Annotated in this window: 10 protein-coding genes; 7 read left to right on the forward strand and 3 right to left on the reverse strand. The window is 66.2% G+C overall.

The window, feature by feature from the left end:
- Window positions 1-33 precede the first annotated feature (33 nt).
- The 5 genes from POM99_RS09050 (at window position 34) to POM99_RS09070 (ending at window position 4,559) form a co-directional block, all read left to right on the forward strand.
- Window positions 34-855 (forward strand): DUF3298 and DUF4163 domain-containing protein, encoded by an 822-nt coding sequence (locus tag POM99_RS09050; RefSeq protein WP_277276942.1) that lies wholly within the window; start codon window positions 34-36, stop codon window positions 853-855.
- Window positions 856-892: 37 nt separating this feature from the next.
- The gene (map, locus tag POM99_RS09055; protein WP_277276944.1) at window positions 893-1,717 is read left to right on the forward strand and encodes a type I methionyl aminopeptidase; all 825 of its coding nucleotides are present in this window, start codon (window positions 893-895) and stop codon (window positions 1,715-1,717) included.
- 260 nt (window positions 1,718-1,977) lie between these two features.
- Window positions 1,978-2,316 (forward strand): P-II family nitrogen regulator, encoded by a 339-nt coding sequence (locus POM99_RS09060; RefSeq protein ID WP_277276946.1) that lies wholly within the window; start codon window positions 1,978-1,980, stop codon window positions 2,314-2,316.
- 140 nt (window positions 2,317-2,456) lie between these two features.
- Entirely contained in the window at window positions 2,457-3,866 is a 1,410-nt protein-coding gene (gene glnA, locus POM99_RS09065; RefSeq protein WP_277276948.1) for a type I glutamate--ammonia ligase, read from the forward strand.
- Between the two features lie 204 nt (window positions 3,867-4,070).
- On the forward strand, window positions 4,071-4,559 hold the full coding sequence (locus tag POM99_RS09070; RefSeq protein WP_277276949.1) for a CHAP domain-containing protein: 489 nt from the start codon (window positions 4,071-4,073) through the stop codon (window positions 4,557-4,559).
- 72 nt (window positions 4,560-4,631) lie between these two features.
- Here POM99_RS09070 and POM99_RS09075 read toward each other — a convergent pair whose 3' ends face one another.
- On the reverse strand, window positions 4,632-6,923 hold the full coding sequence (locus POM99_RS09075; RefSeq protein ID WP_277276951.1) for a putative bifunctional diguanylate cyclase/phosphodiesterase: 2,292 nt from the start codon (window positions 6,921-6,923) through the stop codon (window positions 4,632-4,634).
- A 161-nt stretch (window positions 6,924-7,084) separates the two neighbouring features.
- Between POM99_RS09075 and POM99_RS09080 the strand changes: the two genes are divergently transcribed.
- Window positions 7,085-7,234: a lmo0937 family membrane protein gene (locus POM99_RS09080; protein WP_277276953.1), complete on the forward strand. Its 150-nt coding sequence runs from the start codon at window positions 7,085-7,087 to the stop codon at window positions 7,232-7,234.
- A 119-nt stretch (window positions 7,235-7,353) separates the two neighbouring features.
- Window positions 7,354-8,781, forward strand: coding sequence for an aldehyde dehydrogenase family protein (locus POM99_RS09085; RefSeq protein ID WP_277276955.1), 1,428 nt, complete (start codon window positions 7,354-7,356; stop codon window positions 8,779-8,781).
- A gap of 252 nt (window positions 8,782-9,033) precedes the next feature.
- Here the strand turns inward: POM99_RS09085 and POM99_RS09090 are convergent, their stop codons facing one another.
- Window positions 9,034-13,311: a translocation/assembly module TamB domain-containing protein gene (locus POM99_RS09090; protein ID WP_277276957.1), complete on the reverse strand. Its 4,278-nt coding sequence runs from the start codon at window positions 13,309-13,311 to the stop codon at window positions 9,034-9,036.
- On the reverse strand, window positions 13,311-15,506 hold the full coding sequence (locus POM99_RS09095; RefSeq protein WP_277276960.1) for an autotransporter assembly complex protein TamA: 2,196 nt from the start codon (window positions 15,504-15,506) through the stop codon (window positions 13,311-13,313). The genes POM99_RS09090 and POM99_RS09095 overlap by 1 nt, the downstream gene beginning before the upstream one ends.
- Between the last annotated feature and the right edge of the window lie 12 nt (window positions 15,507-15,518).

A 15,518-nucleotide genomic window follows, 5' to 3' on the forward strand; every position in this document is an offset into this window, starting at 1 on the left:
TTGCGAGAGGAAATTGGTGCGATGCCAGCCCTTATGCGTAGTTTTCCTGTGCTGATCGCGGCGGCCGCGCTCGCCGCCTGCTCCGGCAAGTCTCCTGCGCCGGAGCCAACCGGCAGCGCTTCCGCCCAACCATCCGCACCAGCCGCGCCTGCCGCCCCGCCCGCTTCTGCTGCGGAAGCGCGCAAGGTCAGCGAAGCCAGCAGCCTCTACGAATTCGATTATGCCTACCCAAGGGAAGCTGCCGCCATACCTGCCCTGAAGGACTGGCTGGACAAGGACCTCGATGCGGCGAAGGCCAGCCTGCTCGCCGATGCGCGCGAAGGCCGCAAGGAGGCCAAGCAGGGCGGCTTCCCCTACAACGCCTACAGCGCATCGAAGGACTGGCAGGTGGTGACCGACCTGCCCGGCTGGCTCAGCCTCTCCACGATCGTCGGCAGCTACACCGGCGGCGCGCATCCCAACTATGTCTTCGACACGGTGCTGTGGGACAAGGCCGCCAATGTCCGCCGCCAGCCGCTGGACCTGTTCACCTCGAAGGCAGCGTTCAAGGCCGCCATCCTCAAGCCCTTCTGCGCCGGGCTGGACAAGGAACGCATCAAGAAGCGCGGCTCGGTGGATTATGGCACCGAGTGGGGAGACGACATGAACGACTTCGTCAAATGCGTCGATCCGCTTGAACAGGTCGTCATCCTTGGATCAAAGGGCCGCAAGGGCTTCGACCGCGTCGGCTTCCTGATCGCACCCTACAACGCCGGCCCTTATGCAGAAGGGGATTACGAGGTGACGGTTCCGGTCACCCCTGCGGTGCTGGCTGCGGTAAAACCTGAATTTAGAACCGCATTCGCCGCGCCTTGATCTCGCAATTCGTTCGCAAAGTCGCTACATCGCTTGCATGACCGATTATGTGATCGCCGACGATACCGAAGTGCTGCCGCGCGACGGCACCATCAAGCTGCACGGGCCTGCGGGCTTCGAAGGCATGCGCAAGGCCGGGCGGCTGGCTGCGGAAATCCTCGATGCTCTGGCTCCGCTGGTCGTCCCTGGCGTGCGCACCGACTACCTTGACGACGTGGTGCGGCAGATGACGCTGGATGGCGGCGCGATTCCCGCCACGCTCGGCTATCGCGGCTATGCCCATTCGTGCTGCATTTCGATCAATCACGTGGTCTGCCACGGCATCCCTTCGGACAAGACGCTGAAGGACGGGGACATCGTCAACATCGACGTGACCCCGCTGCTCGATGGCTGGCACGGCGATTCCAGCCGCATGTACCTGGTCGGCGATGTGCCGCTGAAGGCGCGGCGGCTGGTCGATGTGACGCACGAATGCCTGATGATCGGCATCGAGCAGGCCCGCCCCGGCGCGCGGCTGGGTGATATCGGGGCGGCGATCCAGGCCCATGCCGAAAAGCAGCGCTATGGCGTGGTGCGCGAATTCTGCGGCCACGGCCTTGGCCGGCTGTTCCACGATGCGCCCGAGGTGATCCACGCCGCGCGCGCCGGCACCGGGCCGGAACTGCGCCCCGGCATGTTCTTCACGATCGAGCCGATGATCAACCTCGGCAAGGCGGCGGTGAAGATCCTTGACGACGGCTGGACGGCGGTGACGCGCGACCGTTCGCTCTCGGCCCAGTTCGAGCACTCCATCGGCATTACCGAAGATGGTTGCGAGATCTTCACCCTGAGCCCGAAGGGTCTCGACAAGCCGCCATATTGACGGGTTGCCTGCCTAAAAATCAGGCAGCCTTGCGCAAAATTTGTGCATTATTCGTTCGTCATTGCGCAACATGCGCAATGCAGGGCGCGTGAAATCGATTCTCTTCTTGCCGCGCCCGCGCATTTCCCGCTTTCGCGAAGGCGGGCGATGGCCTAGTGCATTGCAGCAGAGCGTGGCACGATTCTTGGATAAGATGGTGGCACTAGGGAAAACCGCCGGCCTCCTTCGGGAACGGGCCGGCCCGTGCGGGGTCTGATCGAGTGAAGAAGGTCGAAGCGATCATCAAGCCCTTCAAGCTGGACGAGGTGAAGGAGGCGCTGCACGAAATCGGCGTTTCCGGCATCACCGTTACCGAAGCCAAGGGTTTCGGCCGGCAGAAGGGCCACACCGAACTTTACCGCGGCGCCGAATACGTCGTCGATTTCCTGCCGAAGGTGAAGCTGGAAGTCGTGGTTGGCGATGCCCTGGTCGACCGCGTGGTGGAAGCGATCGCGTCCGCCGCGCAGACCGGCCGCATCGGCGACGGCAAGATCTTCGTCATCCCGGTCGAAAGCGCGCTGCGCATCCGCACCGGAGAACGCGACGACGCGGCGATCTGAACTTGACGCCGCCGCGTTCCGATGGGCGCGGCGCGGCAATCGGAGGGGGTGGCCTCGGGACGGGCGGCCTCCAATCACATCCACCCCTGTAATGCCCCGCCGGCGGATGGTCGACGCGGGGTCAAGAAGAAGGACCAGCGATGGCAAGTGCAAAGGACATTCTCGCCCGTATCAAGGACGAGGAAATCGAATGGGTCGACCTGCGCTTCACCGATCCCAAGGGCAAGTGGCAGCACCTGACCATGGTCGCCTCGGTGCTCGGCGAAGACGAGCTGGAAGATGGCCTGATGTTCGACGGTTCGTCGATCGAAGGCTGGAAGGCGATCAACGAGTCCGACATGATCCTGAAGCCCGATCTCGACTCGGTCTTCGTCGATCCGTTCTCGGCCACGCCGATGCTGATCATCACGTGCGACATCGTCGAACCCTCGACCGGTGAGCTGTACTCGCGCGATCCGCGTTCCACCGCCAAGCGCGCCGAAGCCTTCGTCAAGGCCTCGGGCATCGGCGACACCGTCTATGTCGGCCCCGAAGCCGAGTTCTTCCTGTTCGACGACGTGAAGTTCTATGACGGCTACGACGGCAACGGCTTCCGCATCGACGACATCGAGCTGCCGACCAACACCAACAAGGACTATGAAGGCGGCAACCTCGGCCACCGTCCGGGCGTGAAGGGTGGCTACTTCCCCGTTGCGCCGGTCGACAGCTGCGTCGACATCCGTGGCGAAATGGTCAAGACCATGCTCGAAATGGGCCTGCCCTGCGACAAGCATCACCACGAAGTGGCCGCCGCGCAGCACGAACTGGGCCTCACCTTCGGCACGCTCGTCCAGACGGCTGACCGCATGCAGGTCTACAAGTACGTCGTGCAGCAGGTTGCCGCCGCCTATGGCAAGTCGGCCACCTTCATGCCGAAGCCGATCAAGGGCGACAACGGCTCGGGCATGCACACCCACATCTCGATCTGGGATTCGGGCAAGCCGCTCTTCGCCGGCAACGGCTATGCCGGCCTGTCGGACATGTGCCTGTACTTCATCGGTGGCGTGATCAAGCATGCCAAGGCGCTGAACGCCTTCACCAACCCGACCACCAACAGCTACAAGCGTCTGGTGCCGGGCTATGAAGCGCCGGTGCTGCTGGCCTATTCGGCCCGCAACCGTTCGGCTTCGTGCCGCATCCCCTATGGCGCCGGTTCGAAGGCCAAGCGCGTGGAATTCCGCTTCCCCGACGCGATGGCCAACCCCTACCTGTGCTACGCCTCGCTGCTCATGGCCGGTCTCGACGGGATCAAGAACAAGATCCACCCGGGCGAAGCCATGGACAAGAACCTCTACGACCTGCCGCCGGCCGAACTCGCCGCCGTGCCGACCGTCTGCGGTTCGCTGCGCGAAGCCCTGGAATCGCTCGAAGCCGACCACGACTTCCTGCTGCAGGGTGGCGTGTTCACCAAGGACCAGATCGAAGCCTACATCGAACTGAAGTGGCCCGAAGTGCTGCGCTGGGAAACCACGCCGTCGGCCGTCGAATTCGACATGTACTATTCGGCCTGATCCGCGCGGATCATCCGAAGCACGAAGGGGCGTCCGGGAAACCGGGCGCCCTTTTCTATTCCAGCTCGCAAAAAGCCCTATCAACGCGCGACGCTGTGATTTTTTCCACAGTGTTCGCAACTGCGGGATGAATCGTTTGGAGTCCACGGCCAGCCGAGCCGGGGGCGGGTTCTCGAATCCGCTGGATTCCTTACGAAGGCTCCCATGCTTCGTGTCGCGCTTTCCAGCCTTGTCGCCCTGCTCACGCTCCTCGCCATGCCGGCAGAGGCCCAGGCCCGCCTGCAGTGCGTGGCCTATGCGCGCCAGATCGGCGAAGTGCAGCTTTCGGGCAACGGGCGTGACTGGTGGGTCAATGCCGAAGGCGTCTATGCCCGTGGCGAACGCCCTCGCCCCGGCGCGGTACTGGCCTTCCGCGGCACTTCGGCCATGCCGTATGGACACGTCGCCGTCGTTTCCAAGGTGGTCGACGATCGCCACATCCTGATCAACCACGCCAACTGGTCGCGCCCCGGCATGATCGAACGCGGCGTGATGGCGGTTGACGTTTCCCCTGCGGGTGACTGGAGCCAGGTGCGCGTGTGGTATGGCCCCACCGGCTCGCTCGGCCTGCGCCCCTCGCCCACCTTCGGCTTCATCTATCCGGCCAGCGCCACCGTGACCGCCGCGAACGAAACCGCCCGCACCAACGGCTGATCGCCTTTGCAGGTACGAAAAAGGGCGCCCATCGGCGCCCTTTTTCGTATCTGCCAGCGGATCGCTTGCCCGTCAGCTCGCCAGCCGCATCCGTTCGTTCTGCCGGTCAATCAGCGCCCGCGCATCTTCGGTGGGCATCGCCCGCCAGAACAGGTGGCCCTGCACCAGTTCGCAGCCCGCCGCCTGCACCAGCCGGCGCTGCACCTCGGTCTCCACCCCTTCGGCCACCACCTTCATGCGCAGGGTATGGCCCAGCGACACGATCGCGCCGAGGATCGATTGCGCATCCATGTCGCCCTCCACGTTCTGCACGAACGAACGGTCGATCTTGATTCGGTCGAACTGGAACGAGCGCAGATAGGACAGCGAAGAATAGCCGATGCCGAAATCGTCGAGCGCGATGCGGAAGCCCATGCGGTTCAGCTCGCGCAGCACGCGCACCACGTGGTCCGACCGGTCGAGCATCACGCCCTCGGTGATCTCCAGCACAACCCGGCGCGGATCGATCCCGGTTTCGGCCAGGATGCCGCCAATGGTTGGCAGGAAATCCGATGCCATGATCTGCAATGGCGAAAGATTGACCGAGATGTCGCACTGCGGCCAGTTGCGGCATTCGTTGAACACGCGGCGCAGCATCCAGTTGCCCAGTGGGATCATCAGCCCGCTCTGCTCGGCAATCGGCACGAACAGCCCGGGGCGGATCTCGCCACGTTCGGGATGCGACCAGCGAAGCAGCGCCTCGAACCCGCGGACATCGCCCTGCACCGTTCCCACGATCGGCTGGAACGCCACCGACAGTTCGTCGCGCGCGATGGCGCGGCGCAGCTCGGTTTCCATTTCGCGGCGCAGCTTTACCGATGCGTCCATGTCGCGTGTGAAGCGCCGATAGCGTGCCCGTCCGCGCTGCTTGGCGCGATAGAGCGCAATGTCCGCACGACGCAGCAGTTCGCCCGGATCCTCGCTCTGCTCTGGCCCCCACGAAATGCCGCAGCTGCAGCTCACTTCCAGGTTGTTGCCCGAAATCACGAAAGGTTCGCGCATCAGCGCCATCACCTGCATGCCCAGCGCATCGGCGGCAATGCGCCCACCCTCGGCACGGCGCAGCAGAACGAACTCGTCCCCGCCAAAGCGCGAGATGAAGTCACCCGGCGGCAGCGCCCGGCGCAGCCGCAGCGCCACCTGGCGCACCAGCTCGTCACCCACGTGGTGGCCCAGCGTATCGTTCACCACCTTGAAGCTGTCGATGTCGATATAAGCCACGAACACATCGCCCGGCCCGTGGCCCAAGGCGCAATCGGCCAGCTCTGCGCGCAGCCGCTGCATGTAGTGCTGGCGGTTGGGCAGGCCCGACATCGCATCGTGCAGCGCATTGTGCTGGGCCTGCGCCTCGCTCGCCTCAAGTTCGTGCGCAGTGCGGCGGCTGCGGCGCAGCAGGATCGTGCCACCCACCACCACGCCGATGAAGAACAGGATCCAGGTGGCCAGCAATGGCGCGGTGCGGCGCACGATCGTGGGGCCCGGCGTCTTGGCGGACCATGTCAGCAGGCCCACCCTCTCGCCCGAACCGGTGAGCAGTGGTATGAAATTGCGGCCCTGCGCCTTGTCGCCATCCGCAGGCATGATCGCCACGTCATTCAGCACGAGGTCCTGCGCCATCTGCCGCAGCAGCACAGGTTGCAGGTTGCGGATCGCCACGAGATAATCGGGCCGGCGGTCACCCAGCAGCGCAATGTCACGATCAGGCATCACGGTTGCCACGGTGATGATCGCGGGCATGCCCTTGTGGCGCACGATTCCACCAGCAGCGCGTGGCAGCGGCAAACCGTCGCTGCCGATCGTCCATGGCATTCCGGCGATCAGCGTCCTGCCGGTCGCGCGTCCTACTTCCCGACCCGGCTCCTGCGACTTGGCGATCAGCGCCACCGCCTGTGCGCGCACGTCGGCAAAATCCGACAGCGGGGCCGACTGTCCGTTATGCCAGGCGCCCGCGACAGTGCCGTCTGCATGCACCAGGAACGCCGCATCGATCGCCAGGTTGGAATGGAAGAATTGCCCGAATTCGCGATCGACCCAGTCCTTGTCCACCACCGGGCGGGTGCGCTTCACCGTTTCGTCCCAGCTCAGCAGGCTCTGCTGCGCCAGTACGCTGGAAGCGCTGACCCGCGCAATGTAGCGGGCCACCAGGGCGCGTTCGTCGGTACGGGCGAGGTCGTCCGCCACGCGCGTGGAATGGCTGAAGGCGCCCACCAGCGCGCCGGAAAAAGCCAGCAACGCCAGGAACGTGGCCAACGCCACCCACCCGGTACGCAGGCTTTCGACCATGCGGCGTGCGGTAGCGGCGCGCGTGATGAGACCCAACCCCATGCAACTGGCATAAACTTGCCCATCCAAAGAATTGGTTAGCGCGGATACGTAAGCGTGCGGAGGCCGGGCTTCACCCCGTTCAGGGAACCCGGAGCCGCCACAGGTGGTTGTTCGGCCAAGCTACCCAGTCCGATCCGGACCTTTTTTTGGGAGAATCCGCCATGCTGATGACCATCGCCCTCATTCTGCTCGTGCTCTGGGCGCTCGGCGTCTTTGCGTTCAAGGTTACTGCCGGCGTCATCCACCTTCTGCTGATCGTTGCGATCGTGGTCGGCCTGATCCAGCTGTTCCGCGGCCGCCGAACCGTCTGACCGCACACCACCCTGCCCTTTAAGTGTTCGATTAGGAGGGGTTGCTTTCACGGCAACCCCTTGCAATCCTTCGGGGGTGACCCGACCTGCTCGGAACCTGCTTCTCCCGGAGGAATCCCATGCGCGAACTGCTTCAACACTACATCAACGGCCAATGGGTAGACAGCGAGGGCGGGCGTCGCCACCTCGTGATCAACCCCGCTACCGAAGAGCCCTGCGCCGCCATCATGCTCGGCAGCCAGGCCGATGTGGACAAGGCGGTCGCCGCCGCCAAGCGTGCGTTCAAGACCTTCAGCAAGACCCCTGTGGCAGAGCGCAAGGCGCTGCTGGAACGCATCCTTGCCGAATACAAGCGCCGCATCCCCGATTTCGCACCCGTGATCAGCGAGGAAATGGGCGCCCCCATCAGCTTTGCCGGCACCGCACAGGTCGGCTCAGGCATGGGCTACATCATGGGTTCGCTCGAAGCGCTCGACGGTTTCCGTTGGGAAGAGGAAATCCCCGGCGCTCCCAACGCGCGCATCGTCTATGAACCGATCGGCGTCGTCGCCGCGATCACCCCATGGAACTGGCCGCTGAACCAGATCTGCGCCAAGGTTGCACCTTGCATCCTTGCCGGCAACACCGTGGTGCTGAAGCCTTCGGAGGAATGCCCCTCCAACGCCAAGATCTTTGCCGAAGTGCTCGACGCGGCCGGCGTGCCTGCCGGCGTGTTCAACCTTGTGCAGGGTGATGGCCCCGGCGTGGGCGTGGCGCTGACGGTCCATCCCGATGTCGACATGGTCTCGTTCACCGGCTCCACCCGCGCCGGCATCCAGATTGCCAAGAACGCGGCCGACACGGTCAAGCGCGTGCACCAGGAACTGGGTGGCAAGTCGCCCAACCTGGTCCTGCCCGGTGCCGATCTCGCCTCGCAGTTGCCCGGCACGCTGCAGGGCGTTGTCGCCAACACCGGCCAGAGCTGCATCGCCCCCACCCGGCTGCTCGTGCCGGCGGAGCGCAAGGACGAGACCGCCGCCTTCGTGAAGAACTATTTCGCGGCGGTGAAGGTGGGCAACCCGCACGAGGAAGGCCCGCATATCGGCCCCGTGGTCAACAAGGCGCAGTGGGAAAAGGTGCAGGGCCTGATCGAAAAGACCATCGAGGAAGGCGCGACCCTGCTCGAAGGCGGCCCCGGCCTGCCCGAAAACGTCAACCGCGGGTTCTACATCCGTCCCACCGTGTTCGCCGACGTAACGCCGGACATGACCATCTTCCGAGAGGAAACCTTCGGCCCGGTCGCCACCATCACGACCTACAACGGGCTGGATGAAGGCGTCGAACTCGCCAACCGCACCTCCTACGGCCTTTCCGCCACCGTCACCGGTGATCCGGAAGAGGCACGCCCGATCGTCGGCGACCTGCGCGCCGGCCTTGTCGGGGTGAACCAGTGGGGCGGCGTGAAGGGTGGCTCCTTCGGCGGATACAAGCAGTCCGGCAACGGCCGCGAAGGCGGGCGCCACGGGCTGAAGGACTTCATGGAAGTGAAAACCATCGTCAACGCCTGACCGGCGCATCGAACTAGCGAAAGGGCCCCGTCGCAAGGCGGGGCCCTTTTCTCATGCGCTCTAACGCAGCCGCCGAACCCCCACCCCAACCCCACCCCAGAGGGGAGGGGCAGCGAGGCTTGGTCTTGCGCAGCAAGGCCCAGTCACAGCGGGATTGGCTGAAACTCTCTCCGCCAGCCACTGAATCCAACCCCGATCGAATAGGCATGGCGAGCGAAGCGAAGCAATCCAGGGCGGCACTGCACGCAGCCCTCAATAATCCTTGCTCGCCTTCAGGTTGATCGATTCATCGCCCAGCGTGGAAATCGTGCCGAGGAGCGCCAGCCAGCGGGTGATGCGGAATTCGATCGAGGTCGCGCTGTATCCGCGCCCGTCGGTCACCAGTTCCACGAAGAACCGCCGCCCCAGGTACTTGCCCACCGCGATCGAGGTGCTGCGCCCGGTCGTCGCGTCCGCGCCGATGATGCGCAGCCTGTCCAGTCCGATTGCGCTGCGCAGCTTGTTGATCGGGTCCAGCCCCCCGCCCCCGCGCAGGCTTGCCACCGCAGAGGCCAGCTGCAGCGCTTCGGGCGCGGAGATCTGGGTGATCGAGCTGCCGAACAGCAGCCGGCTGAGCAGTTCCTCTTCGGGCATTGCCGGGGTGGAGGTGAAGCTGATGATCGGCTTCTGCGCCGATCCGCCGATCGAGATCTTTGCCGCCACGCCATTGGCGTCGCCCTCGGCCACGATGTCCAGCCGCGGGTCCACCGGCACTTCGCCGGTAAAGCGGATCTTGCCGCGCGTCAGCTCAAAGCGCTTGCCCGCGAATTCATAGCCGCCGCGGATCAACTCCGCATCGCCGAAGATCTGCGGGTTGGCGGTGTCGCCGCGCAGGCGGATGTCCGCGCCCCATTCGCTGTCCAGCCCCAGACCGCGCACGTCGATGCGGTTGGGCGCGCTGGCGTCGATAAGGTAGCGCCACGGGGCCGAACGCGCGCGCGGCGGCGCGATATCGGCCCGGGCGTTGATCTCGTCGGTGGCGATGGTTGGCAGCGCGGTCGCGCCGCTGGCCCGGCCCAGAACCCACTTCGCCTGGTCGATCCGCACGCGGCCCGCCACCGTGCCCCCCACGCCGTTGGACATCACCCGCAGCGGCCCGGTGATCGTCGCCGCCATGTCGGGCCGGTTGATCAGCTGCGCATTGCCGGCGGCCAGCCGCAGGTCCAGCGCCACGCCCTGGGTCGAAAGGTTCGACAGGTCGATCGCGCCACTGCCACTCACCCGCCCGCCGTTGGGCGTGGTGCCGGCAAAGCTGGCCAACGAAAGCCGCGAATCCGCGAACACGCCCACCGCCTGCACATCGCGTATGTCCGATCCGGTCAGCGAACTCTGCACGCGCAGCGCATTGGTGGCCACCGCGCCCGAAATCGTCGGGTTGTCGATGGTGCCGGAAACGTCCGCCGCCGCGCCCATCGGCCCGGTCAGGTCGAACACTTCCACAGCGGTCAGCCGCCACAGCGCATCCGCCGGGCCGGAATAGCGCAATTGCCCGCGCAGTTTGCCGGCGCGCAGCCGTTCGATCATCGTGCCGCCGCGGGGCAGATCGCTGACGATCGTCTGCAGCCGCCCTCGCATGCTGGTTCCGTCCTTGGCCACTGCCCGCGCCTGCAGCGCGCGCTCGTCCAGCGTCGCCACCAGGGCGATGTCCAGCGGGCGCGAGGTGAGCACCAGGCCCGATCGCGTCAGCCCCTTGATCTGCAGCGCCGCGTGGCCCGATGGCGCTCCGGTGTGGTCGTTGCGGTAATCGATCGTGCCCGATGCCAGCCCGCCCAGCCCCAGGTCCGCCACCACGATGTCGATCACCGACAGCGGCATGCGCGAAACCGCGATGTTCAGCGCGGTCGGCCCGCCCAGCACGCGCCCGCTGGCGATAATCGCGCCGCGCCCGAAATTCAGCTGCGTGGGCTGCAGGCGCCAGCCCGCGCTATCGCCCTCGCCCTCGCGTTCGATCACCGCGCGCCGGGGCATGGAGATTTCGCGCCCCGCATAATCGCCCGAAACGAACGCGATCACCTTGCCCGGTTCGAACGCCGCGGTGCCCTGCAGCGCAAACTGCGTGCCGCGCCGCCCGGCCAGCGATGCCGTCACCGAACCGCTGCCGTTCACGATCGTCGCATCGGCCACCATGCGGCCCACGAACAGCTTGCCCGTGGCGATGCCCTGCGCCTCAACGTGCGCCTCGATGGTCGAATTATCCTTGGCGAACAGTCCGTTGACCGTCACCTTGGCCGCACCGATGGAGATCGGCTTGGCCCCGCCGAACTTGGCATTGCGCGCGGAAAGGTCCGCCACCACGGTCTGCCCCTCGGCGCTCGGCGCCAGATGCACCGTGCCGTCCAGCCCGCCTCCGGTCAGGGTCAGATCGCCCGCCACACCCGCCTTGTCCAGCGTTACCGCGCCGGTCACATTGGTCTGATAAACGTTGAACTGGCGAATGCCGATGCGGGTCGGCCCGTTCTTGGGCGCGGTCAGATCCAGCAGCCCGGCGATCGGCCCCAGCCGGGAATCGCCCTTGGTGTCGATGGTGAAACCGTCTGGCGTCGGTTCGATCGCCACGCGCACGTCCTTCAGCCCCGCCGCCGGCAGCGGGCTGGCGAACACCAGCACCGCGTGCGGCCCGTCCTTCGCCACGTTGGCTTCCACCGTGAACGGGCCGTAATCGACATGCCGGCCCGATCCCGCCACGGTGGTGCTGCCATCGGTGGCAACCTTGCCGTCCAGCGCCAGCTGCAGCTTGGTGGAGGTCAGCCGCGCCTTGCGGAACACCAGCGGGATCGCCTGCCCCACCGTCACCCCGCCGTTGAAGCGCACGTTGCCGCCGGTCAGGTTGGCCAGCGTGGCATTGTCGATCCGTGTCATCCGCCCGGCGGCGTTGGCCTGCACGCTCCACGGCACGCCATTGCCGAACTTGGCAAGGATCTTGGCATTGGCGTCCACCAGCCCCAGGTTGGGCAGGGCAAAGCCCCGCGCCTGCACCGGCCCCGCCAAAGCATAGCCGCCGCGCGCAATGTCACCGCGCAGCACCAGCCGCGCCGAAAGCCCGCGCAGGTTCACCGCAATGCCGTCAGAGGTCAGGCTGTTGCCAGCCAGCACCAGCGTGCCGTTCACCGATCCGCCGGCAAAGCGTGGGTCGATCTGCGGCTGGCCCGTCTTCACCCGTTGCGCCGTCAGCGCCACCGGCAGGCGCAGCGCCTTGCCGTCCCAGTGCGCGGTGCCGGCAGTGCGCAGCCCTTCGGCCAGAATGTCGCCCGATTGCAGCCGGCCAACCCGCACATCGTGCCGGATGGAAAGGTCGGTAAACTGCCCGTCGAGCATCCCGTCGGCACGCACCCCCTGCACCGCCGGGTTCGCCAGCACGCGCTCCGGCCGGGTCAGCGCCAGCTTGAAACCCAGCTCGTTGGCGCGGTTGTTGCCCAGGTCCAGCCCGCCCTGCACCGCTGCCAGGAACGCGCCACCCTTGGCCAGCAGCCGTCCGTCGAGCACGCTGTTCACCAGCGTCCCTTCATAGACCAGTGACAGCTTGTCCCCCACCGCGCCCTTGGTGGTGCCGCTCACCAGTCCGTCGGGCCAGGCTTGCCCGGCCACCCGGTATTGCCCTTCGCGGTTGTCGATCAGCAACGCGGCCAGCTTGCGCCCGTCCTGCGATGCCCAGCCAAACCCGCGCCATTGCTTGAACCGCCCGTTGCCGCCGATCCGCGCCACCACATCGCGCTTCACCCCGGTCAGCGCCGCCAGCACGCCGTCCTTGGGCGCGTTGTACAGCAGGCCCAGCTCAAAGCGGTCGCGCTCCGGCTCGCTGTCCAGATGCAGCACCAGCTTGTCACGCCCGCCCAGCCGGCCGTTCACGTCCAGCAGCGCCCGCCCGCCGCGGATGTCGGCCCTGGCGGTCAGGTCAATGCGCCGCGGCTCGCCCATCACGCCCTTCGCAACCGTCAGGTTGTCCACCACGAACCGGTCCACCCGGATGTCGAAGTTGGGCAGGATCGGTGCGTTGGGATCGCCGGGGTTGAAGCGCGGCGTACGCAGCAGCGTGCCCCGGTGCAGTTCCAGCCGCCGGATATCCAGCCCGCGCTTCATCCACGACAGCGGCCGCCAGTCCAGCTCCGCCTCGGGAATGGTCATGAACCGGCCCTGCGGATCGCTCAGCACCACGTTGCGCAGCGTCGCCGTGCCATAAAGCGAACCTTCGATCCGCCCGATGCGGATGCGCAGGCCCGATCCCGGCGTCAGCGCCGCGATGCGGTCCACCACCAATCGGTGCCCCACCGAACTGTCCAGCACCGCCACCGCGCCCAGCACCAGCCCGGCCAGCAGCGCCAGCGCCACCACCACCCGCTGCGTCCACCGCAGCGCGCGCCACCAGAGGCCTAGCCTGCGGACCGCTGTCTGTGGCTCTGCTTCGCTGCGCTCCGCGGTCGTCTGTGGCTCTGCTTCGCTGTGCTCCGCAACAGCAGTCGGCGCGGCAGGCGGCGGTGTCGTCTCCTCCGCCATCAGAACGCCTGCCCCAGCGATACGTACACGCCGATGCGCGGGTCACCCTTGCGCCGCGTCAGCGGTGTGCCCACGTCGATGCGGATCGGGCCGAAGTTGGTCTGATACCGCACGCCCAGCCCCACGCCATACTGCATGCCTGAAAGCGTGGGTGTCGTGCCATTGCCCACGGTGCCCGCGTCAACGAACGGCACCACGCTCACTGCCCCGCCGACCAGCCCGGTCTTCACCCGCGCCTCGAGCGAGAATTCGGTCAGGCTGCGCCCGCCGATGGGATCGCCCTCGGCATCCTTGGGGCCCACCGCCTGGAAGGCATAGCCACGCACCGATGCGCCGCCGCCGGCATAGAACCGCCGCGATGGCGCGATGTTTTCCAGCACCGTGCCCTGGATCGTGCCCACCCGCGTGCGCGCGGCGATCACCACCTTCTCGGCCACTGGCTGGTAGTAGCTGGCGTCCAGCTGCGCCTTCACATACTTGCTTCTGCGCCCGTCGGTCACCGAGATCTCGGGGCTCACCGCCATGCTCACGCGGAAACCGCGCGTTGGGTCAAGCAGGTCGTTGCTGCCGTCATACCCCGCATGCAAGGGCAGCGCGCCGATGAAATAGGTGTTGCGCTGGGCCGATGCGTTCTGCAGCTCGCTCGTGGCGATCACCTGCAGCCCAACCGAATAGACCCACGGCTTCTGGAAGATCAGCGTCGTCTGCTTTTCCAGCGTGGTGATGAACGATGCGGTGCGCGCGTCGAACGCCAGCGTCTTCTGCGTCTGCGCATAAAGGTCTGCGGTCAGCACCTGGTCTCGGCTGAGGAAGTTGTTGCGGCGGAACGTCACCCCTGCCAGCTGCTCGCGCGTGCCCGCCACGCCGCGCAGCCGCAACATGCCTTCAGGCGGGAACAGGTTGCGGTTCTCCCAGCTTGCCTCCAGCCGAACGCCTTCGCCGCTGGAAAAGCCGATCAGCCCGGCAATGGTCCGTTGCGGCGCCTTGGCCATCGTCACGTCCAGATCCACCGTGCCCGGCTGCGTGCCGGCCGGCGCCGCCGCCTCGCGGCTCTGCACCGTCACCGAAGATACCAGCCCCGTCGCCAGGATCGCCTGCCGCAGGTCGTCCACCATCACCCGGTCATAGACCTCGCCCGGCTTGAACCGGGCGATCGTCTGCAGGTGGCGAGATGACAGATATTCGGGCAGCGAACTGTTCACCTTGCCGAACTGGTATCTGCCGCCCGTCGTCACCGGGATCGTCAGGTCGCCGGTGCGCGGCTCGTGGTTGATCAGCAGGTGCGGCGCGCCCACCTTGGCAAAGGCATAGCCGCTGCGCCCCAGCTTGAGATCGAGATGCAGCCGCTCCTCGCCGATACGGTCGGTGTTCACCGGGTCGCCCGTGTGCAGGGCAAAGCTTTCGCGCAGCATCGCCGCATCGCCGGGCTTGTAGATATCCGCGCGGTCCACGTCGCCCAGGTCGATCTTCGCCAGGGTATAGCGCGGCCCCGGCACCAAGTCGAAACGCACCACCACCTTGTTCACGTCCACCGGCCCGCGCTGGTCGCTGCCCTCGGCCGGTGCCTCGAAGCCGGAAAGCGACTGGATGATCTGCGCGTCGTAGTATCCGTAAAGCCGCATCACCTGCTGCAGCAGTTCGGCGTCTTCCTTCGCCCGGCGGGAAAGCTGGGCCAGGTTGTCGTCTTCCTTGTCCAGCGCCTTCAGGCTGGAAAGCCCGCCAAAGCGCGTCACCACGTCCTCGCGCTCGGGGAACTCCGCTTCCGGCGGGAAGGCCAGTTCCACCTGGTTGCCCACCTTCTCCACCACCGCGTTGGCAATGGTCGCACGGCCCACGTCACCTTCGGGCAGAACCTTGTCCAGCGCCTCTTCCGCTGCCTTGGCCTGCTCTTCGGCCGTGCCGATGTCGGGGTCCGGCGTCAGCAGCTCGATCTTCGGCATCTCCGCCGTGTCGGGCCAGGGTATCGTGATCTCGGGGATGTCGGGCAGCGGCGGCACCGTGTCGGGTGAAAGCAGCGTGGAAACGTCCGGCACCTTCACCTTTGCGGCATCGGTGTCCTTGGCCCAGGCCTCGGCATTGTCCAGCGCCACATCCGGGATCAGGTCTTCCAGTTCCTTGTCCGCATCGCGCGATTGCGCCCACGAAGGCAGCGGCGCGGCCAGTACCGCGCCGGATACCGCAACCGCAGCAATCACCCGCCAGATCGC

Source organism: Novosphingobium cyanobacteriorum (genome assembly GCF_029436685.1).
Classification (GTDB): domain Bacteria; phylum Pseudomonadota; class Alphaproteobacteria; order Sphingomonadales; family Sphingomonadaceae; genus Novosphingobium; species Novosphingobium cyanobacteriorum.

What these genes read in the sequence shown, in the direction of transcription:
- POM99_RS09070 (WP_277276949.1), top strand. Translation starts at nt 4,071, where the DNA reads ATGCTTCGTGTCGCGCTTTCCAGCCTTGTCGCCCTGCTCACGCTCCTC.
- POM99_RS09050 (WP_277276942.1), top strand. Translation starts at nt 34, where the DNA reads ATGCGTAGTTTTCCTGTGCTGATCGCGGCGGCCGCGCTCGCCGCCTGC.
- POM99_RS09075 (WP_277276951.1), bottom strand. Translation starts at nt 6,923, where the DNA reads ATGGGGTTGGGTCTCATCACGCGCGCCGCTACCGCACGCCGCATGGTC.
- POM99_RS09090 (WP_277276957.1), bottom strand. Translation starts at nt 13,311, where the DNA reads ATGGCGGAGGAGACGACACCGCCGCCTGCCGCGCCGACTGCTGTTGCG.
- glnA (WP_277276948.1), top strand. Translation starts at nt 2,457, where the DNA reads ATGGCAAGTGCAAAGGACATTCTCGCCCGTATCAAGGACGAGGAAATC.
- map (WP_277276944.1), top strand. Translation starts at nt 893, where the DNA reads ATGACCGATTATGTGATCGCCGACGATACCGAAGTGCTGCCGCGCGAC.
- POM99_RS09080 (WP_277276953.1), top strand. Translation starts at nt 7,085, where the DNA reads ATGCTGATGACCATCGCCCTCATTCTGCTCGTGCTCTGGGCGCTCGGC.
- POM99_RS09085 (WP_277276955.1), top strand. Translation starts at nt 7,354, where the DNA reads ATGCGCGAACTGCTTCAACACTACATCAACGGCCAATGGGTAGACAGC.